The organism is Streptomyces sp. DH10, assembly GCF_029813805.1.
Lineage (GTDB): Bacteria > Actinomycetota > Actinomycetes > Streptomycetales > Streptomycetaceae > Streptomyces > Streptomyces coeruleofuscus.
This window is the reverse complement of sequence record NZ_JARVKU010000027.1, coordinates 90,399-109,742: the sequence shown is the minus strand read 5'-3', so window position 1 is coordinate 109,742 and position 19,344 is coordinate 90,399. Positions and strand designations below refer to the sequence as shown.

The 19,344-nt window shown below is 70.5% G+C and carries 22 protein-coding genes; 10 read left to right on the top strand and 12 right to left on the bottom strand.

Annotation, left to right across the window (positions count from 1 at the left end; translation table 11 throughout):
• Nucleotides 1–240: 240 nt before the first annotated feature.
• Complete coding sequence (locus tag QC385_RS38145) at nt 241–630, bottom strand: DUF6281 family protein (protein ID WP_279545987.1); 390 nt, start codon at nt 628–630, stop codon at nt 241–243.
• Between the two features lie 152 nt (nt 631–782).
• On the opposite strand from QC385_RS38145, the gene QC385_RS38140 reads away from it, so the two are divergent.
• The 5 genes from QC385_RS38140 to QC385_RS38120 all read left to right on the top strand — a co-directional run bounded on the left by QC385_RS38140 (nt 783) and on the right by QC385_RS38120 (nt 4,003).
• The gene (locus QC385_RS38140) at nt 783–1,313 is read left to right on the top strand and encodes a SigE family RNA polymerase sigma factor (RefSeq protein ID WP_279545986.1); all 531 of its coding nucleotides are present in this window, start codon (nt 783–785) and stop codon (nt 1,311–1,313) included.
• Entirely contained in the window at nt 1,310–2,302 is a 993-nt protein-coding gene (locus tag QC385_RS38135) for a hypothetical protein (protein WP_279545985.1), read from the top strand. The genes QC385_RS38140 and QC385_RS38135 overlap by 4 nt, the downstream gene beginning before the upstream one ends.
• A 163-nt stretch (nt 2,303–2,465) precedes the next feature.
• Nucleotides 2,466–3,047, top strand: coding sequence for an SMI1/KNR4 family protein (locus QC385_RS38130; protein ID WP_279545984.1), 582 nt, complete (start codon nt 2,466–2,468; stop codon nt 3,045–3,047).
• 191 nt (nt 3,048–3,238) lie between these two features.
• Nucleotides 3,239–3,562: a cytochrome P450 gene (locus QC385_RS38125; protein WP_279545983.1), complete on the top strand. Its 324-nt coding sequence runs from the start codon at nt 3,239–3,241 to the stop codon at nt 3,560–3,562.
• A gap of 30 nt (nt 3,563–3,592) precedes the next feature.
• The gene (locus tag QC385_RS38120) at nt 3,593–4,003 is read left to right on the top strand and encodes a class I SAM-dependent methyltransferase (RefSeq protein ID WP_279545982.1); all 411 of its coding nucleotides are present in this window, start codon (nt 3,593–3,595) and stop codon (nt 4,001–4,003) included.
• On the opposite strand, the gene QC385_RS38115 is transcribed toward QC385_RS38120, so the two are convergent.
• The 5 genes from QC385_RS38115 to QC385_RS38095 all read right to left on the bottom strand — a co-directional run bounded on the left by QC385_RS38115 (nt 3,916) and on the right by QC385_RS38095 (nt 7,971).
• Entirely contained in the window at nt 3,916–4,809 is an 894-nt protein-coding gene (locus QC385_RS38115) for an alpha/beta hydrolase (RefSeq protein WP_279545981.1), read from the bottom strand. The two genes, QC385_RS38120 and QC385_RS38115, sit on opposite strands and share 88 nt — an antisense overlap.
• Before the next feature lie 25 nt (nt 4,810–4,834).
• Nucleotides 4,835–5,167, bottom strand: a complete 333-nt coding sequence (locus QC385_RS38110) for a hypothetical protein (RefSeq protein WP_279545980.1) — start codon at nt 5,165–5,167, stop codon at nt 4,835–4,837.
• Between the two features lie 438 nt (nt 5,168–5,605).
• Nucleotides 5,606–6,439 carry a pectate lyase gene (locus QC385_RS38105; RefSeq protein WP_279545979.1) on the bottom strand — a complete coding sequence of 278 codons (834 nt, stop codon included), beginning with the start codon at nt 6,437–6,439 and terminating at the stop codon, nt 5,606–5,608.
• A gap of 84 nt (nt 6,440–6,523) precedes the next feature.
• Nucleotides 6,524–7,369: a hypothetical protein gene (locus QC385_RS38100; protein WP_279545978.1), complete on the bottom strand. Its 846-nt coding sequence runs from the start codon at nt 7,367–7,369 to the stop codon at nt 6,524–6,526.
• Nucleotides 7,366–7,971 carry a SigE family RNA polymerase sigma factor gene (locus tag QC385_RS38095; protein ID WP_279545977.1) on the bottom strand — a complete coding sequence of 202 codons (606 nt, stop codon included), beginning with the start codon at nt 7,969–7,971 and terminating at the stop codon, nt 7,366–7,368. Before QC385_RS38095 ends, QC385_RS38100 begins: the two co-directional genes overlap by 4 nt.
• Before the next feature lie 270 nt (nt 7,972–8,241).
• On the opposite strand from QC385_RS38095, the gene QC385_RS38090 reads away from it, so the two are divergent.
• Entirely contained in the window at nt 8,242–9,699 is a 1,458-nt protein-coding gene (locus QC385_RS38090; protein ID WP_279545976.1) for an NCS2 family permease, read from the top strand.
• A 74-nt stretch (nt 9,700–9,773) separates the two neighbouring features.
• Here QC385_RS38090 and QC385_RS38085 read toward each other — a convergent pair whose 3' ends face one another.
• The 6 genes from QC385_RS38085 to QC385_RS38060 form a co-directional block, all read right to left on the bottom strand.
• Nucleotides 9,774–11,231 carry a peptidoglycan D,D-transpeptidase FtsI family protein gene (locus tag QC385_RS38085; protein ID WP_279545975.1) on the bottom strand — a complete coding sequence of 486 codons (1,458 nt, stop codon included), beginning with the start codon at nt 11,229–11,231 and terminating at the stop codon, nt 9,774–9,776.
• A 53-nt stretch (nt 11,232–11,284) separates the two neighbouring features.
• Entirely contained in the window at nt 11,285–11,947 is a 663-nt protein-coding gene (locus QC385_RS38080; protein WP_279545974.1) for a response regulator transcription factor, read from the bottom strand.
• Nucleotides 11,944–13,230, bottom strand: coding sequence for a sensor histidine kinase (locus QC385_RS38075; protein ID WP_279545973.1), 1,287 nt, complete (start codon nt 13,228–13,230; stop codon nt 11,944–11,946). The genes QC385_RS38080 and QC385_RS38075 overlap by 4 nt, the downstream gene beginning before the upstream one ends.
• Entirely contained in the window at nt 13,227–14,234 is a 1,008-nt protein-coding gene (locus tag QC385_RS38070; protein ID WP_279545972.1) for a hypothetical protein, read from the bottom strand. The genes QC385_RS38075 and QC385_RS38070 overlap by 4 nt, the downstream gene beginning before the upstream one ends.
• Nucleotides 14,235–14,324: 90 nt before the next feature.
• Complete coding sequence (locus QC385_RS38065; RefSeq protein WP_279545971.1) at nt 14,325–14,795, bottom strand: GNAT family N-acetyltransferase; 471 nt, start codon at nt 14,793–14,795, stop codon at nt 14,325–14,327.
• Between the two features lie 3 nt (nt 14,796–14,798).
• Entirely contained in the window at nt 14,799–15,572 is a 774-nt protein-coding gene (locus tag QC385_RS38060; protein WP_010037854.1) for an IclR family transcriptional regulator, read from the bottom strand.
• Between the two features lie 132 nt (nt 15,573–15,704).
• On the opposite strand from QC385_RS38060, the gene QC385_RS38055 reads away from it, so the two are divergent.
• From QC385_RS38055 to QC385_RS38040, 4 genes are all read left to right on the top strand, one after another.
• Entirely contained in the window at nt 15,705–17,234 is a 1,530-nt protein-coding gene (locus QC385_RS38055; RefSeq protein ID WP_279545969.1) for an aldehyde dehydrogenase (NADP(+)), read from the top strand.
• A gap of 98 nt (nt 17,235–17,332) precedes the next feature.
• Complete coding sequence (locus tag QC385_RS38050; protein ID WP_279545968.1) at nt 17,333–17,941, top strand: DUF1349 domain-containing protein; 609 nt, start codon at nt 17,333–17,335, stop codon at nt 17,939–17,941.
• A gap of 45 nt (nt 17,942–17,986) precedes the next feature.
• Nucleotides 17,987–18,481: a GNAT family N-acetyltransferase gene (locus tag QC385_RS38045; RefSeq protein ID WP_279545967.1), complete on the top strand. Its 495-nt coding sequence runs from the start codon at nt 17,987–17,989 to the stop codon at nt 18,479–18,481.
• Between the two features lie 73 nt (nt 18,482–18,554).
• The gene (locus QC385_RS38040; RefSeq protein ID WP_279545966.1) at nt 18,555–19,268 is read left to right on the top strand and encodes a DsbA family oxidoreductase; all 714 of its coding nucleotides are present in this window, start codon (nt 18,555–18,557) and stop codon (nt 19,266–19,268) included.
• The last annotated feature ends 76 nt before the right edge of the window (nt 19,269–19,344 follow it).

Sequence of the window (19,344 nt, the reverse complement as noted above, 5' to 3'; positions counted from 1 at the left end):
TCCCGTCGTCCGCCCGGAGGGCGGGCCTCGCGGCGTCCGGTGCGTGCTCTGGGGGTCCCCCCGGCCGAAGGCTGGGGGAGTGCCGGGCGGACGCCCGCGTACTGGTTGTACGTGGGTGTTCGCCCGGGGCGGCGAGAGGGCGTGCCGGGCGTCGCGGGGCAGGCGGGACTTTGCGGACACGCCCTAGAGGCATGTGCGGGGCGTCAAGGGCCTGTCCGGTCGAGCGACGCCCCGCACCGTTCACCATGCGTTGGTGATCAGTTCTTTCACCTCGGGCGGCAATTTATTGCCGGAGTAGACAGCGACGAACTGCACGTCGCCGGGTGAGTCGCCGACGGCGATGGCCACCTTCGGAGAGATACCGGCCACGGCGTAGGCGGTCTCCGTCGTGGCCGGCTCCTCGTCCTGGCCGCCGGTGTCGTCACAGGGCGGTTTTGTCGCTGCCCCGAGTTTTCTGCCGACCGTGAACTCCGCGTTGGCGACATCCCGGTAGGTGCGCCCGTCGTAGGTCACCTGGTAGACGCACGATGCCGCGCCGTCCGCATTGGTGCCCCCTGACGTGCAGGCGGCAACCGACGCCGCTACAGCTGCCGTCAGTACCGCGGCCACGGATCGCTTGGCCCAACTCATGAACGGCCTCCTCAGGCTCGGCAGGCAGTGCCGGCGCCGTCGGCCACCGTAGCTCTCGGCATCCCTTTCCATGCCGTCATTCCAACGGTTCCCGAAGTCACGGGCAACTGATTCCGCCCCAGTGGTGGTCTGGAGGGCGAGGAGGGTGCTTGATGCAGGCCGAACTTGAGGGCCAGTTCCAGGATTTCGTCAGGGCACGGTGGTCACGGCTCGTCCGGACCGCGTACCTGCTCACGGGCGACGTCCACCACGCGGAGGGCCTGACGCAGACGGCGCTGGCGAAGGCGTACCGGTCGTGGCGGCGCATCGCGCGCACCGACAACCCGGAGGCCTACGTCCGGCGGATGCTGGTCAGCTGCAACAGCGACCGGTTCCGCAAGCGGCGGGTGACGGAGGCGCTGACCGCGGCCCCACCCGAGAGGGCGGGCGGGGACGAGGCCGTCGGCCGAGTGGAGGAGCGCGGCTCCCTGCTCGCCGGGCTGGCCCTGCTGCCCGCGAAACAGCGGGCGGTGGTGGTCCTGCGGTACTGGGAGGACCTGTCGGAGGCGGAGGTGGCTGAGGTGCTCGGCTGCTCGCCCGGCACGGTCAAGAGCCAGGCTTCGAAAGGACTGGCGAAGCTGCGGGTGTATCCGGGGCTGGTGCGCGAGGGCCGCACGGTGTCCGGACTGGGAGGTGGAAGGTGAACCACGAGGCACACGAAGCACACGAAGCAAGTGAGGCGCACCACGGAGCTGCTGGGGCCGACGAGGCGCACACGGCGCACGAGGCCGACGACGAGCGGGACTTCGAGGAACTGGTGAGGAAACTGATGACGGACGACGCTCACACCATCCAGCCTTCGCCCGCGCCGTACCCGGCGATCCGCCGGCGGGGCGTGGCGGAACGGCGGCGGCGGGTCTCGGCGGTCGGGGCGGTGCTGGCGGCCGCGGTCGCGGTGCCGGCGGGGGCGTACGCCGTGGTAGGGGGAGACGGGGGAGGGGGCGCTGACACGGCGACGCCGATGTCGTCGGTCAGCGCCCCGCAGACGGCGTCGACTTCCGGGTCGACGACACGTTCCGGACCTCAACCGCCCGTCTCGGAGGAGCAATTGCTCGACGGGATCACGTTCGCCCAGGCGTCGGAGGCGCTGGAGCAGTGCCTCGACCAGGAGCACGTGGGAAGCGCGGTCAGCGGTGACCTGGCCAAGGCCGAGAGCTACCGGATCATCCTGGCGGCGAAGAGCACGGGCGTCTCCAACTCTCCAGGCGACGGCATCCACGTCGTCGGCGTGGCAGAGCGGCCGGAGGGCTTCCGGGTGATCTGCAACGTGAAGGATGGCGTGTCCGCCGGCATCAGCACCAGCGCGAAGGACGCCCACGGGCCGGACACCGGTCCGGTCGTGCCGGACGCGAACGCCGGTGACCTGTACCAGCAGTCGTTGATCGACAAGGGCAAGTGGAAGCTGCCTTTCCGTTGGGGCGTGATCGGCATGGTCGACCCGACCGTGGCCAAGGTGACCGTCGACTACGGCGACGGCAGCGCCACGGCCGCCCTGGACCACGGCTGGTTCGCCGCTTCCGGCGTCCTGAACCGGCAGGTGACGAAGACCCCGCACATCAAGGGCTTCGACGCCGCCGGCAAGCTGGTCTACGACTCGGACACAGACAAGACGTACGACAAGACCCTGCCGTAGGGCACTGGCTAGAGCTCTGTGCTACTCCGAGGCCTCCAGTACGGCCGGCCAGCCCGCTCCACGCTGGCCGGCCGGGGGAGAGCGGTGGCGCAGGACCGGGCAGGGGTCAGAACCGTCTCGAATCCTCCCGTTCAGCGGCGCGTCGAACTGGCATGATCCCAGGGTGACTTCGTCGATATCCGAGTCGTGGACCCGTATAGAGGCTTGGCTCGCCCAGCACACGCCTCGTACGTTTGCTGCTCTTGGCCCTCCGGCGGAGCGCTCGGCGATCGCCGTGGCCGAACAGGCCATCGGTCAGCCGTTCCCCGAGCCCTTGGTGGAGTCCTTGCTGCGGCACAACGGCATGGGCCACCACGACCTGCTGCCGCCGTTCTGGTCTTTGCTTGAGGTGCAGAGCATCACCAGGGCCTGGCAGACACGTATGAAGATCTACGGAGATGAGCTGGCGGGAGCGGAGGAAGGCGACCCGGACGGCGAATACGGGCCGTGGTGGCATGCGCAGTGGGTCCCCTTCGCCTTCAACGGTGCAGGGGACTACCTCATCATCGACCAGCGCCCCTATCGTCGCCGCGGAAGGATCGGCGAGGCCGATCACGAAGCAGGATGCTCCTTTTCGCCCCACCCCATGTGGGCGTCGCTCCCGGCTCTCCTGGATGCGACGGCCATAGCTCTGGAGACCGGCGAGGCGGTGGACGGGTACCTGCCTGTCGCAGTCGACGAGGATGAACTGGACTGGGACTTCTGATGCTCAGCCCGCTGCGGCGGCCGGTAGGGCTGCGCGGCGAGGGTTTTGGAGGCCGTAACTGGGCGTGTGCTCGTTGAGTGAGAGGTCGCTGTGCTTCTAGGCTCCGTCCGGTACGCGCCGGAAAGAACACGTGTGCCGGGATGGTTCCGTAGCGGGCGTCGGCTCGTCGGGGCTTGCTCAGAACTCGATCCGTGCCGGCCGGGACCACGCTGGTCATCTCCCCGTATCTCACCCACCGGCTCGCCGAGTTCTGGCCCGACCCGCTGCGGTTCGATCCCCACCGGTTCGACAAGCCTGCCGTACGCGCGCGGCACTCGATGGCTTACCTGCCCTTCGGGGACGGTGCCCACCAGTGTGTGGGCCAGGCGTTCTTCGCCATGGAGTCGGTGCTCGTCCTGGCCACCGTGCTGAGCCGCTATGACGTGCAGGTGTACGGCAGTCCCCGCCCGCGTCTGGCCGTGGCCCTGCCGCCTCGCGACCGTCTCGGCCTCACGCTGACCCTGCGCAGCCGGTGAGCCGATGCCGCTGACGACGGAGAGGAACTCTTGTCGGTCGCGTTCTACTGGACCTGGGGCCAGGACGCCGGACTCGGACCGGAAACCCTGGGCGACCTGACGGACAAATGCGTGGGCGACCTCGGCGCAGGGGTGGCCCGGCACGCCGCGTACCTCGCGACTCGTCGCCACCCCGCCCAGGTCGTCGCGGTGGACGCCTCACCCGCCCAGCACGCCATGGCGACCGACCTGTACGGGCACTTCGCCCCACGCCTGCGCATCGTGCACTCCGACGTCGTGAACCACCTGCACGCCACGGCCGCCACGTACGACGTGCTCCGCTTCCCAGCGCGGCCGAATTCGCTCGGCCGGCATCAGACGCCGAGTGCGGTGCGCAAGGTGGTTGCCATCATGTCGATGGCGGCCTTCCCCGCCGGTACCGGACCGGTGTGGGTGAAGTAGTGATCGACTCCCTCGAAGACACGGTGGATGACCGGAACGCCGGCGGCCTCGAGAGCCTTGGCGTAGGCGTCGCCCTCCTCGCGCAAGCGGTCGTTCTCCGCGGTGATGACGAGGGCGGGAGGGAGTCCGGCGAGATCATCGGCCAGTCCGGGTGAGACAAGGGGATCGGCACGGTGGGCGGGGTCGGGGACGTAGGCGGCCGTGAAGACCCGCATGAGCTGAGGGGTGAGCAGCGGCTTGGCGATGAGGGACTGTTTGGTGGCCGGGTCGGCGATCTGATCGAGCGGTGCGGAGTCGATGATCTGGAGCCGGGGCGAGAAGGTTCCGCGGTCCCGGGCCATGCGGCAGACCGCGGCAGTCAGGTTGGCGCCGGCGCTGTGTCCGCCCACGGCAAGGCGCGAGCCGTCCCAGCCGCCCGTGGGGCCGTTCTCGGCGACCCACGCGGTGACGTCGTACGCCTGGGTGACGGGCACCGGAAACTGCCGCTGCGGGGCGACGGCATAGTCCACGTTGATCACGACACAGCCGGCCGTGGCGGCTATGTATCGGCAGATGTGGTCGTCCTGCTCCGGGCGGCCGACCACGAAGCCGCCGCCGTGGAAGTTGACGTACACGGGGGCCGGAGTTCCGGTGTCGGACGGCGGGCGGTAGACCGTGCACGGCACCGGGCCGGCGCCGGTCTCCACGTGGAGGGTTTCGGTGCGCTTCGGGATGTCCGCGAAGCGCAGGTCCTTGTGGACCCGCGAGATCACCCGACCGAGCAGCAGTTGGATCCCTCTGGCCTGGATTCTGGGACTCAATGGCATGCCTCGGCCACCCTTCGTTACAACTTTAAAATAACAGGATTCCTGATAATGGACGCTCGCTCGTCTTCGCGCAATAGGCGGGCAGGCGGTCAGCAAGACGGTCAGGAGAGGCACAGTGCCGGCACGTCGACTCCGCCGAGCTCGTGAAGCGCGGGAGGTCGGGCCGGGCGTCGGCGAGGACGTAGGCCCGCTGGAGCCCTTCCCTCAGCACCCGGTCGATGCGATAGAGCCGTACTCGCTCGTCCCGCTGGAGCAGCTGGTGGGCGCCGGCCGGGCCGACGCGGCGCTGCACGGCCTTGATGCTGGTCAGGGTTCCGCCGATTTTCGCCGACGGGATCGGGTCCGGCCTGGAGTTCACCGATGCGGAGACCATCGAAGGGGCGGGGCGGTCGGATTCGAACCGACGTCCTCCGAGATGATGTCGCGGCGCACTACCTCTGTGCTACGACCCCGCCTTGCTGGTGATCATATGCCCGTCCACGGTGTCCCGCAGCGGGGTAAGCGTCGGAGAGCCGTCACCAACGCTCGCCTGTCGCGCTCTCGATGACAACAAGCATGCCGACGTGACAGCTATCGTGCCTCGGCTCAGCGGACCGGATTCGCCAACAATGTCGTGCGAACCGGCGGGGGCGTCCTGCCGTCTGGCCGAGGGGGGCTCGGTCAGGGCTGTCCGACCCCCCGGAGGGGGGCTCCGGAGGGTCGGGGTGCCGGGAAGTCCGACTGGGGGCCCGGACATCCGGCATCCGGCCGGCCCGAGGGGGATTCGGGCCGTCCGGAGCTCACACGTGCTGCGGCATCACTGGTAGCTGATGTCCGAGGCCTTGAACTTGCAGGTCTTGCCGTCCGGCCCGGGCGGGGTCAGCTCCTTGGGCTCCTTGCCCGTGTTGTTGCCCTCGAAGCGCACACACGTCTTGATCTTCTTCTTGCTGTCACCGTGGATGCGGATCTTCGACAGCGTGGCCGTGTCGCCGTAGTTGGCGTTCACGCCGACGATCGAGTTCATGGGCGCCGTGACGTCGATGTCGTTCAGCACGACCGTGCGCTTGTGCTGCGTCTTGCAGTTGCCGCAGGAGCGCACCAGCTTCCCGGCGTTCTGCACCTGGAAGCCCGACACGTTCAGCGTGCCGGCGCCGTTGAACTGGAGCACCTTGTCGTCGGCGTTCTTCGCGCCGCCGCCGATCACCTTGTACACGGCCGACGACGACTTGCCCTTGAAGCTGGCCGCGTCCTCGCCGACGTCCGTCCACCACACGTTCTGGAGCGTGCAACTGCCCTTGCAGTGCACGCCGTCCGCGGCCGGGGTGCCGATGATGACGTTCTTCAGAACCGCGCCGTCGGCCAGTTCGAAGAGAGGGGCCTGGCCCTCGTCCTGGCTGTCGCCGCCGAGCGCGCCGGAGCCGTAGAACATCTTCATCCCGCCGTCGCGGACACCGGAGACCGGGATGGTCTTCGACACGGGCGTCTTGCCCTTGTCCGTGGGCCAGGCGGACGCGGCGCCCGCGGTCGACAGCATCGACGTGGTGACGATCGCCGCTCCCGTGATGCCGAACGCAGATAACCCGGCGATCATGGCACGCCGCTTGGTGAGCCGGCGGCGGTGGCGGACGCGCTGTTCTGCTGGTGCAGTCATGTACCGATTCCTCAATGGGTGGTGACTCTTGCGCCTGGTGGTCGCCGCAGGTGAGGAAAGGGTTGCCGTGCCGTCAGGAATTTTTCACGAGTCGTCGTCGGTGTCGTTCACGGCAGCGAAACCGCCGCCCACGGACAGCCGCTCCGAACCTGCGGCGGCCGTCACCGTGTACCGGTCGGCGCCGGCGTCACGGCCGCCTCGCTCGTGGTCGAACTGGCCCGCGAACACCCACTCGCCCGCCGGGACCTTGCGGCCCTCCTTGAGGGTCCAGGTGTAGACGAGGAAGCCGTCCCGCTCGCCGACCGTGAGCGTGAAGTCCTGCTCGGGCAGCGACCGCCAGGCGCCCGCGTCGGAGACGCCGCCGGTCTGGGCGACGGCCAACCGCACGGTCAGCGCGGTCAGTTCCTCGCGCGTCTTGATCGTGATGTTGCTCTGCGCCCAGAAGTCGTTGCTGTGCGGATCGACCGAGCCGTCCGACCACAGCGGCCCGTCCTCCGTGGCGGCGGGCGGCCGCCCGGTGACGGAGGTGCTCGGCTTCCGCGAGGGCGGCGGAGCGGACTCGCTGCGCTCCGGCGGGGCGGACGGCGTGGGATCCACGGGCGGCGCGGGCGCCCGGCTCGTCGCCTCCGGCGACGGCGTGGGCGTCGGCGACGTCGCCACGTCCTGCTGCTGCGGGGCGGTCTCCTCCTTCACCGCGGACGCGACCGCGTAACCGCCCACGGCCAGCACACCCGCCACCGCGGCCGTCGCACCGGCCACCCGCATCCACCCGAACACCGGCGGACGCGTCGCCCGGTGGCCGGCACCGGCCGGACCGGCCATGCCGCGCTCCACCCGGGCCAGGATCTGCTCCCGGTCGGGCTGGTGCGTCCCGGCCGCTTCGTGCAGCCGGGCGCGCAGCTCCTCGTGCACGTCCCGCCGCATCGTCATCGGTCCCTTCCTCCGCCCTCGCCGGTGCGTGCCCGCAAGCCTTCCACGACCGGCGAGCAGCGGGGAGCGCCCACCGCCGCGTGCATCCGCTGCGGTACTCCCTGTGTGCCCAGCAACCGCTGGAGTTCGGCCATTCCCTTGGAGGTCTGGCTCTTCACCGTACCCACCGAGACGCCGAGGGCGAGCGCGGTGTCCTTCTCCGAGAGGTCGAACGCGTGCCGCAGCACCACACAGGCCCGTTTGCGGAACGGCAGCCTGCGCAAGGCCTCCTGGACGTCGACCACGCCCGCGACGTCCGGGTTCTCGGTGTTCTCCTCGCGCTGTGACCAGAACAGGGCGATGCGCCGCCGCTCGCGCACGGCGCTGCGGATCCGGCTCCGGGCCAGGTTGGCGACCACACCGCGCGCGTACGCCGCCGGATGGTCGGCGGCGCGCACCCGGTCCCAGCGGTGCCACAGCGCCAGCAACGCGTCCGCCGCCAGGTCGTCGGCGGTGTCCGACTCGCCGGTCAGCAGGTAGGCCAGGCGGGACAGTTCGGCGTAGTGACGCTCGAAGAAGGCGTGGAACTCCACGGAGGCGGCGTCGTCGACGACTGTGCCCACGGGCGACCTCTCCTCGCAGCGGCTTCGGACACTCCCGGCCGGGGGTGCCTGTGAGTGTCATGCAGATGACATGTGATCATCCGGGGGAGGTCCGGACGAGATCGGGAAGCGTAGCAGCGTTCTCAGGATGGTTCGTACGGAGCTTCGAACGGCGTATGGCGGGCCGGACTCTGATTCCGTAACACGAAGAAAACCTGAATGTGGTTCAACGCGGGAACAATCCAGCCAGCATCCGCACACCGATCACCCAGGCACCGAGGAGTACCAGTCATGTCCGAATCGCAGAAGGTGGCCGACCGGCCCGACGCCGCACCACCGGCGGTGAACAGCGTCGACCGGTTCTTCAAGATCTCCGAGCGGGGATCCACCTTCGGCCGTGAGATCCGCGGCGGCTTCGCCACGTTCTTCACGATGGCCTACATCCTTGTCCTGAATCCCATCATCCTGGGCAGCGCGAAGGACAAGTTCGGACACCAGCTGGACGCCGTCCAGCTCACCACCGCCACCGCCCTGGTGGCCGCCGTTATGACGATCATCATGGGCGTGGGTGGCAATCTGCCCCTCGCCCTCGCCGCCGGACTCGGCCTGAACGCCGTGGTCGCCTTCCAGATCGCCCCGCTGATGAGCTGGGACGACGCGATGGGCCTGATCGTCCTCGAAGGCCTGCTGATCTGCGTGCTGGTGGTGACCGGCCTGCGCGAGGCCGTCATGCACGCCATACCCCAGCCGCTCAAGCAGGCGATCAGCGTCGGCATCGGCCTGTTCATCGCCTTCATCGGCTTCGTCGACGCCGGGTTCGTCAGCCGCATCCCGGACGCCGCGAACACCACCGTGCCGGTTCAGCTCGGCGGCACGGGAACGCTCACCGGGTGGCCGATGCTCGTCTTCTGCCTCGGCGTTCTGCTGACGATCGGCCTGCTCGCCCGCAAGGTCAAGGGCGCCATCCTGATCAGCATCGTCACCATGACGGCGCTGGCGATAGTGATCAACTCCATAGCCGACATCAAGAGCTGGGGGCTGACCACACCGTCCTGGCCCGACAAGCTCGTCGACGCTCCCGACTTCGGACTCATCGGCGACTTCGACCTGTTCGGTGCCTTCGGCGCCCCCGGCGTCGGGGTCATCACCGTCGTGCTGCTGATCTTCACCCTGATCCTGTCGGACTTCTTCGACACCATGGGCACGGTCGTCGGCATCAGCGCTGAGGCAGGTCTGCTCGACGAGGAGGGCAAGGTCCCGAACCTCGGCCGGGTGCTGCTGATCGACGGCGCCGCGGCGGTCGCGGGCGGCGCGGCCTCGGCCTCCTCGGCGACCTCCTACATCGAGTCCGCGGCCGGCGTCGGCGAGGGCTCGCGCACCGGCTTCTCCAACCTGGTCACCGGCTCACTGTTCGGCCTCGCGCTGTTCCTGACCCCGCTGCTCACCATCGTCCCGCTCCAGGCGGCCGCCCCCGCCCTGGTCGCCGTCGGCTTCCTGATGATGACCCAGGTCAAGCACATCGACTGGGACCGCTACGACATCGCCATCCCCGCGTTCCTCACCATCGCCGTGATGCCGTTCACCTACTCCATCACCAACGGCATCGGCGCCGGCTTCCTCGCCTACGTCGTCATCAAGACCGTGCTCGGGAAGGCCAAGGAGGTCCATTGGCTGCTGTGGGGGACCTCGGCGCTGTTCCTCGTGTACTTCGCGATCGACCCGATCGAGCAGCTCCTGGGAGCGAAGTAACGATGACGGGCCGTCCCCGGGGGGAGGGGGGCGGCCCGTCTCGTCTCTACAGACGGCTTATCGGCAGCTGAGGTTCAGTCCTTGAGCGCCGCTTCCATCATCGCCTTGGCGACCGGCGCCGCCAGGCCGTTGCCGCTGACCTCCGAGCGGGCCGCGTTCGACTGCTCGACGACGACCGCCACGGCGACCTCCTTGCCCGACGAGTCGGACTTCCCGTACGAGGTGAACCAGGCGTACGGCACCTGGCTGTTGTTCTCGCCGTGCTGGGCCGTACCCGTCTTGCCGCCCACGGTCGCGCCCGGGACCTGGGCGTTCGTGCCCGTGCCCTGGTCCACGACCGTCTGCATCGCCGACTGCAACTGCTCGGCGGTCGAGGAACTGACGATCTCCTTCGAGCCCGCCTCGTCGTCGTAGTCCTGCAACACATCACCACCGCTGTTGGTGATCTGCGAAACCATATGCGGCGAAACCAGCTTGCCGCCGTTGGCTATGGCCGCCGACACCATGGCCATCTGGAGCGGCGTCGCCGTGACGTCGAACTGGCCGATGCCCGTCAGGGCCGTCTGCGACGGGTACATGTCGGACGGGTACACGCTCGTGTAGGCCCGCACCGGCACGTCCAGCTTGTCGTCGTTGAAGCCGAACTTCTCGGCCATCGCCTTCACCTTGTCCTGGCCGAGCTGGACGGCCATCTTCGCGAAGACGTTGTTGCACGAGTACTCCAGCGCCGTACGGATCGTGGCGTTCGTGCAGGGCGCGTTCGGGTTCTCGTTCGTCAGCTCCCGCGTGGTGCCCGGCAGCGTGTACGGGTCGGGGCTGTCGGTCGGGTCGTCCACCGACGAGTACAGGCCGTCCTCCAGCGCGGCCGCCGCCACGACCAGCTTGAACGTCGAGCCGGGCGGCAGCGGCTGCCGAAGCGCACGGTTGACCAGCGGCTTCTCCGGGTCCGTCGTGAGCTTCTCCCAGGCCGCACCGGCGGTGTTGGCGTCGGTCAGCGACGAGGGGTCGTACGACGGGGACGACACGACCGCGAGGATCTTCCCGGTCTTCGGGTCGATGGCGACGGCCCCGCCCTTCTTGTCGCCGAGCGCGTCGAACGCCGCCTTCTGCACGTCCGGGTCGATCGTCGTGACCACGTTGCCCGGGTCGGCCCGCTGGTTGGTGAGGGTGTCCATCACGGACTTCAGCCGGCTGTCCGTGCCGTTGAGCAGGTCGGTGTAGATGCCCTCCAGTTGGGTCGGCGCGTACGCCTGCGACGCGTAGCCCGTCACCGCCGCGTACAGCTCGCCGTCCGTGTATGTGCGCTTGTACTTGAGGTCGCCGGTCGTCGTCGGGGCCGAACCGGTGACCGACCGGCCGCCCACGATGATGTTCCCGAGCGGCGCCGAGTACGTCTCGATCGCGTTCCGCCGGTTGTCCTTGTCGTCTGCGAGCGCCTGGCCCTCGTAGAACTGCACCCAGGTCGCCCTGATCAGCAGAGCGAACACCAGCAGCAGCGCGAAGACCGATGCGCGCCTGATCGTCTTGTTCATCCCGAACTGAGGACGAACGATGCCGGGCGGATCGTTCCCGCCCGTCCTGTTTCTCATCCGACGTTCAGGAAGCCCGCCTCGTAGGCCGCGATGACCGCCTGCGTACGGTCCCGGGTGCCCGTCTTGGCCAGCACCGCCGCCACGTGCGACTTCACCGTGGCGGGGCCGACCTCCATCCGGCGGGCGATCTCCGCGTTGGTCAGCCCCTGCGCCATGTGCCGCAGCACTTCCCGCTCGCGTCCCGTGAGCTTCGCCACCCACGCGGGCGGCGCCGCGTGCGCGCGTGCGTGCTCGGTCGCGAGGGTGCGGACGGCCGCCGGGAACAGCAGGCTGTCGCTGCGCGCCACCAGCCGGACCGCCTGCACGAGCGCGTCGGCGTCCGCCCGCTTCAGCAGGAACCCGGCGGCTCCGGCGCGCAGCGCGTCGTACACGTAGGAGTCGTTCTCGAAGGTCGTCACGACGACGATCCTGGGCGGCTCGTCCAGGGTGGCGAGGATCTGCTCGGTGGCGCGGATACCGTCGATCTCCGGCATGCGGACGTCCATGAGGACGACGTCCGGCCGCAGGTCCCGTACGACCGACACGGCCTCGGCGCCGGTGGCCGCCTCACCCACCACCTCCAGGTCCGGCTCGGCGGAGAGGATGGCCCGCAGGGCGGTGCGGACCATGCGCTCGTCGTCCGCGAGGACGACACGGATCGGCGTCGGACGGGTCATGCGGGTCCTTTCATCGGCAGACGTACGTGCAGCCGCCAGGTCTCCCCGGCCGGTCCGGGCGCCGATTCGGCGGCTGATCCGGCGGCCGGTCCGGCCGTCATGGTCCCGCCGAGCAGCCTGACCCGGTCCGCGATGCCGCGCAGCCCGTGGCCGCCGCCGGGGCGGGAGGACGCGGGGCCGGTCACGGGATTCTCCACGGTGATCTCCAGCTCCCCTCCCGTCACCGCGATCCGAACGTCCACGGCGACCCGGTCGCCCGCGTGCTTGAGGGCGTTGCTCAGCCCCTCCTGCACGATCCGGTAGCCCTCGCGGGACAGCAGCGGGGGCAGGGCCTCCGGGTCGGCGTCGACCGTGGCCGTCACGCGCTGTCCGCCCGCCCGGGTACGGCGCAGCAGACCGTCGAGGTCGGCCGCGAGGGTCGGCGCCGGGGCCGTGCCGGGGGCGCCGCCCTCGCGCAGCACGCCCAGCACGGCGTCGAGTTCGCCGACCGTACGCCGGGTCGTGTCCTCGATCGCGGCGAGGGCCTCGCGGACGAACTCCGGGTCGGAGTCGAGGACGCGGCGCGCCGCGCTCGCCTGGAGGGTGACGGCGCTCAGCGCGTGGCCGACGGAGTCGTGCAGCTCCCGCGCCAGCCGGTTGCGTACGGCCAGGTCGGCGGCGCGTGCCTCGGCGGCCGCGAGCCGGCCCTCGGGAGACGGGCCGAGCAGCGCGGGCGCCCAGCGGGCCAGCAGCGCACCGCCGCCGGCGGCGCAGCCGGCGAGGGCCACGAGCATGGCCGCGCCCGCGACCGGCGCGAGCGCCAACGCCCAGGCGTGGTCGAAGACTTCGGGCAGCCCGAGCCGGGTGCCGCCGAGTACCGCGAAGGCCGGCAGCAGGATCAGCACGGCGGCGAACGGCGGGACGGCCAGCGACATCCCGGCGATGATCCCGCCGAGCCCGAGATGCAGCGTGAACCAGCCCGCCGTACGGCCCTTCTCGCCCCGCGTCCGGGCCGGGCCGAAGGCGAGCCGGTCCGCGTCGACACCGCACAGCCAGCGCGCCGCGGCGGCCTCCAGCGGCCGGGTCAGCGGGAACACGGACGTGACGGCGGCGAGCGGCAGCCCCACGCCGAAGGAGGCGAGCTGGAGCGGAAAGGACCCGAAGACGTTCGTGCTGCCGGTGGCCGGACCGATGACCACCGAGCCGACCAGGACGTACGGCATGGCGAGCGCGCCGCCGAGGATCAGATGCACCCAGCGCAGCCGGGCCCGCCGGCCGAACAGGGACCGGGCGGCCTGTCTCACGCGGCCCGCCGCGCGGCCCGGGCCGAGCGCTCGGCGAAGTAGTAGACGCCGATGGCGGCGACGAGGAAGCCGACGAGCATCTGCCCAGCGTAGGCGAGGTTCATCAGCGGCGTGGGACGGTCGGCGATGTCCTCGACGCCGCCGAGGGAGGCGAGCGTCAGCCAGCCGCCCCAGCAGGCCACGGCGCCCGAGCCGACCCAGGCCAGCCCGAGCGGCACCGCCACGGGCAGCGCCCGGCCGCGCCGGAAGGCCAGCAGGAAGCCGCCGGCGACGGCCGCGACGAGGAACACCGCGTAGACGGCCTCCAGGACGTGGAAGTCACCGCCCCGGTCCGCCGCCCGGCCCTCGCTGAGTCCGGCGGTGACATCGCAGGCCCAGAGCACGTGGAGGGTGAGGGGCAGCAGGGCGAGCACGGCGGCCACGGCGGCGAGGGCCCGGTGCGCCGGCCCGACGGCACCAGCGGGCAGTTCCCAGACCCGGCCCCGCCACAGATACCCCCAGCGGTCGCGGGCGTAGAGCACGAAGAGGCCGCCGAGGGCGAGCCCTTGGAGGATGAACCCCGAGTACACGACGGTGAACACCCACTCGTGGAGGAAGGGCTCATGGCCCTGGTCCGATGCGGAGCCGCCTGCGAACGCCCTCACGACCAGCTGTGCCGGGAACCCGGCCATGATCGGCGCGAGCAGCCCGGTGGCGACCCACATGGGAAACGCCAGCAGCCACGCGGGCACCCTGAGCCCCCACGGCCGGGTCAGCACCAGCGCCAGCACGATCACCGCGCTGTCCACCAGCACGGACAGTCCGTTGATCACGGCCATGCCCACCCGGTCGTCGAGCAGGCCGCTGCCCTCGGGGATGCCGACGTGACTCCCGGCGATCCAGGCCGCTTTGAGCCCGAGGTACGGCAGGCAGGAGAGGACGGCGACGGCACGGAGGATCCGCCGGGGCCCGCTGAGACGGACGGCGGGGCCGGCGACGGCTGCGGGAACGAGTGACTGCGTCATGCGATCAGGCTCCCGCGAGGAAGCCCGACGGCACCTCCTGCGCGACGACGATCCGCCTCCGCCGGGCGGGGGAGAGGCGGGGGCCGCCGCTCAGCCCTCCAGGAGCAGGACCGTCTCCTCGATCTCGGCGCCCCGCGCGTTGGCGTACCCGCTGGCCGTGGCGACGGTACGGAAACCGCACTTGTGCAGCACGCGCAGCGAGCCCGCGTTGTCGGACGCCGCCCGGGCGTACAGGGGGCGCTCGGGGACCTCCGTGACCAGCGCCCGCAGGGCCGCCGTGGCGATGCCCTTCCCCCAGTACGCGCGGTCGACCCAGTACGTCACCTCGCGTTCGCCGGGCACGCCGTAGACCGCCGCATTGCCGACCACGTCACCGTCGGCCAGCACCGTGCGGACCACGGCGTCGGAGGACCGGATCTTGGCCCAGTGGACGTCGAAGGCGTCCCGGTCGGCCGGTTCCTTGGGGGTGAAGGCCGCCATGTGGAGAGCCTCTGGGTCGTTCATCTGCCGGTAGAAGACCGGCAGATCGCTGTCGTGGACCTGGCGCAGCTCGACGTTCATGCCTCAGAGCCTACGGGTGGCCAGTGTCAGCCGGTCCCGCGCGTCGAACAGCGCGTCCTTCACCAGCTGTTCGTGTGCCGGTGTGAGCCGCGCCACCGGCACCGAGCAGCTGATGGCGTCCCGCGCCGGCGTGCGGTACGGAATGGCCACCCCGAAGCAGCGCAGCCCCAGCGTGTTCTCCTCGCGGTCCACGGCGAAGCCCTGCTCCCGGACCTGGTGCAGCTCCTCGATGAGCTTCTCGCGGTCGGTGATCGTGTTCTCGGTCAGCGCGGGCAGCGTCTCCGGGAGCATCTTGCGGACCTGCTCGTCCGAGTAGGTGCTCAGCAGCGCCTTGCCGAGGGACGTGGAGTGCGCGGGCAGCCGGCGGCCGACCCGGGTGAAGGGGCGCAGGTAGTGCTGCGACTGGCGGGTGGCGAGGTAGACGACGTTCGTGCCGTCGAGGCGGGCGAGGTGGATCGTCTCGGTCGTGTCGTCCGAGAGCCGGTCCAGCGTCGGGCGGGCCGCCGCCACGACCTCGTCGCCGTCGATGTAGGAGGTGCCGACCAGCAGGGCCCGAACGCCGATGCCGTACCGCGTGCCCGTCGCGTCGGTCTCCACCCAGCCCAGCTCGACGAGCGTGCGGAGCAGCATGTAGAGACTGGACTTGGGGTAGCCGACGGCCTCCTGGACCGCCGCGAGCGAGTGCATACCGGGACGCCCGGCGAAGTATTCGAGCAGTTCAACCGTTCTTACCGCGGACTTGACCTGCGCCCCGCCGCCCGTCTCGCCAGCCGACATCGCCCTTGACCCCTTCGTTCGACGGGAAATAGTCTCCACAGCATATTCATCATCAGAGACAGCGTTCAGTATATCGAACGCCCCTGGTGGATGACCCAGTACTGCGGCATTACATGTGTGGAGGGACCCGCGGTGGCAGCAGCACCAGTCTGGAGTGTCGACCCCCGAACCGGGAAGCAGCGTGAACAGGTTGCGGTGGAGGCCACAGCCCAGGAGGTGGACGCCGCCGTCCGCGCCGCGCACGAGGCGCGCGGCTCACTCGCGGACCGTACCGTCCGCGCGGCCTTCCTGCGCAGCGTCGCCGAGGAGCTTCAGGCGGCCAAGGACGGACTCGTCGAGACCGCCGACGCCGAGACCGCGCTCGGTCCGGTCCGGCTGACCGGTGAGCTCACCCGCACCTGCTACCAGCTGCGGGCCTTCGCCGACATCGTCGACGAGGGCGCCTTCCTCGACGTCGTCATCAACCACCCCGACGACACCGCGACCCCGCCCATCCCCGACCTGCGCCGTTACAAGGTGCCCCTGGGCGTGGTCGCCGTCTACTCGGCGTCGAACTTCCCGTTCGCCTTCTCGGTCGCCGGCGGCGACACCGCGAGCGCCCTCGCGGCCGGCTGCCCGGTCGTCGTCAAGGCGCACCCGGACCACCCGGCCCTGTCCGAGTACGTCGCCAAGGTCCTGCGCCGCGCCGCCGCCCGGCACGACATCCCCGAGGGTGTCCTCGGGCTGGTGCACGGCTTCGAGGCCGGCGTCGAGCTGATCAAGCACCCGCTGGTCTCGGCGGCCGGCTTCACCGGGTCCGTGCGCGGTGGCCGGGCCCTCTTCGACGCGGCCGCCGCCCGCCCGGTGCCGATCCCGTTCCACGGCGAGCTGGGCTCGCTGAACCCGGTCGTGGTCACCGAGGCCGCGGCCGCCGAGCGCGCCGAGACGATCGGCGCGGGCCTCGCCGGGTCGATGACGCTGGGCGTCGGCCAGTTCTGTGTGAAGCCGGGCCTCGTCCTCGCGCCGTCCGGTGCCGCAGGTGACGCCCTGCTGAAGTCGCTGACCGACGCGGTCAGCGACACCGACGCCGGGGTCCTGCTCGACCACCGCATGCGCGACAACTTCGTCGCCGGCGTCGCCGAGCGGGCCGAGCTGCCCGACGTCGACTCCCCGGTCACCCCGGGCGCGGGCGGCGAGCACACCGTCAGCGCGGGCTTCCTCACGGTTCCGGCGAGCAGGCTGGCGGAGGAGGGCGAGCACGACCTGCTCCTGGAGGAGTGCTTCGGGCCGGTCACCGTGGTGGCCCGCTACGAGGACGAGAACGAGGTGAAGGCCGTGCTGTCGCGGCTGCCGGGCAACCTCACGGCGACGGTGCAGCTGTCCGAGGAGGAGGCCGCCGGCCAGGGCCGGGGCGCGGAGCTTCTCCAAGAGCTGACGCCGCTGGCCGGGCGCGTGCTGGTGAACGGCTGGCCGACGGGTGTCGCCGTCGCGCCGGCTCAGCATCACGGCGGGCCGTACCCGGCCACGACGTCCACGTCCACTTCGGTGGGCGGTACGGCGATCGAGCGGTGGTTGCGGCCGGTTGTCTACCAGAACGCTCCGGAGGCGCTGCTTCCGGCCGAGCTGCGGGATGCGAATCCACTGGGGCTGCCGCGTAGGTTCAACGGGAGTTTGGAGCGGTAGCGCCGTGGGGGCGCGGTGAGCTGCGGGGTGCCGGTTCGTTGTGGTTGATCGCGCAGTTCCCCGCGCCCCTGAGGGCCGGACCTGAAAGACTCGGTCGAATGGATCTCGAGATTCCCGAACTTCCGTTCCCCCTGCGCTCCTACGGGCCCGAGGCCCATTGGACCTACGAGGACGGGGTGCTGACCGGGTGGGCCGGGGCTCGGCAGGACCGGTTCGTGCCGCCCACCGGGGAAGGGCTGGACCCCGCCTCCGACGCGCCGCGGCTGCTCGGGGCGCCCGAAGGGGACTTCCAGCTGATCGCCCGGGTCACGGTCGGGTTCGGCGCGGCCTTCGACGCCGGGGTGCTCTACGTCCATGTCGGCGAGCGCGCCTGGGCCAAGCTCTGCCTGGAGTACTCCCCGGACGTGCCCACCGTCTGCACGGTGGTCACCCGGGACCACTCCGACGACGCCAACTCCTTCACCGTCGACGGCAGTTCCGTCTGGCTCCGGGTGAGCCGCACCGGCCGCGCCTTCGCCTTCCACGCCTCCCGCGACGGTGAACGGTGGACCTTCGTCCGCCTCTTCACCCTGGGCGACGAGAAGGAGACGGGCGCGGCCCTGATCGGCTTCATGACCCAGTCACCGATGGGGGAGGGCTGCGTGGTGACGTACGACCACGTCGAGTTCAGGCCGCACTGGCCGAACGACCTGCGCGACGGCAGCTGAGGCCTGTCGGGGAACCACGTCCCGGCCGGGGGCGTCCCCCATTGCATGATCATGAACCGAGTGACCCCGGAGAGAGTGATCCGTACCGCCCTGCCCGCCGAGGTGGCGGACGTCGTCGCGCTGCACGCGCGTGCCCGGGCGACGTACTACCCCGACGGGCTGCCACAGGACGGCACCGACTGGCTCGCCTCCTGGGAGAGCGCCCTCGCGCGGCCGGAGGGGCGGGTGTTGTGCGTGGTGGAGGCAGGGCGCATCGTCGGCCTGGCCTCCTTCCGGACTCCCGAGGGCGCCCGGGCGGACACGGTGAAGCTGTTCCAGTTCCATGTCGACCCCGACCACTGGCGCGGCGGCATCGGCACCGCCCTGCACGCGGCGTGCGTCGAGGAGTGGCAGGCCGACGGCCGGCGGACCGCCGTTCTCGACGTGCATGTCGACAACCTGCGGGCGCAGGGGTTCTACCGGCGGCAGGGGTGGGTGCCGGAACCGGCCGAGCCGGGGGATCACCATCTGGCGATGCGGCTCTCCCTGGCCGCGGAATGAAACCGGCTGCTTGAACGTTCACCAATCGGCGGAGGGAGCCTCCGTACCCCGTACGAGCTGGAGAGCCGAAGACATGCGCGTCGAGATCTGGAGCGACATCGCCTGCCCCTGGTGCTACGTGGGCAAAGCCCGTTTCGAGAAGGCGCTGAAGGACTTCCCGCACCGTGACGACGTCGAGGTGGTGCACCGCTCCTTCGAGCTGGACCCGGGCCGCGCCAAGGACGACATCCAGCCCGTGATCACGATGCTCACCAGGAAGTACGGGATGAGCCGGGCGCAGGCCGAGGCCGGTGAGGACAACCTGGGCGCGCAGGCCGCCGCCGAGGGACTGGACTACCGCACCCGGGGCCGCGACCACGGCAGCACCTTCGACATGCACCGCCTGCTGCACTTCGCCAAGGAGCAGGGGCGCCAGGAGCAGCTGCTCGACCTGCTGTACCGGGCGAACTTCGCCGAGGAGCGCTCCGTGTTCAACGACGACGAGCGGCTGGTGGAGCTCGCCGTAACCGCTGGGCTGGAGGCGGAGGCCGTCCGTGCGGTGCTCGCCGACTCCGGGGCCTACGCCGACGACGTACGCGCCGACGAGCGCGAGGCCGCGCAGCTCGGCGCGAGCGGTGTGCCGTTCTTCGTGCTCGACCGCAAGTACGGCGTCTCCGGTGCCCAGCCCGCGGAGGTCTTCGCCCAGGCCCTGACCCAGGCGTACGGCGAGCGCTCGCCGCTGAAGCTCGTGGACAGCGGGGACGCGGACGCGTGCGGCCCGGACGGCTGTGCGGTGCCCCAGCGCTGAAACCGCAGGTCGGCGCATATCCATAAGCGCTCCTTAGCGGCATCACGCAGAAATCGGCAATGGACGGGGAGATCCA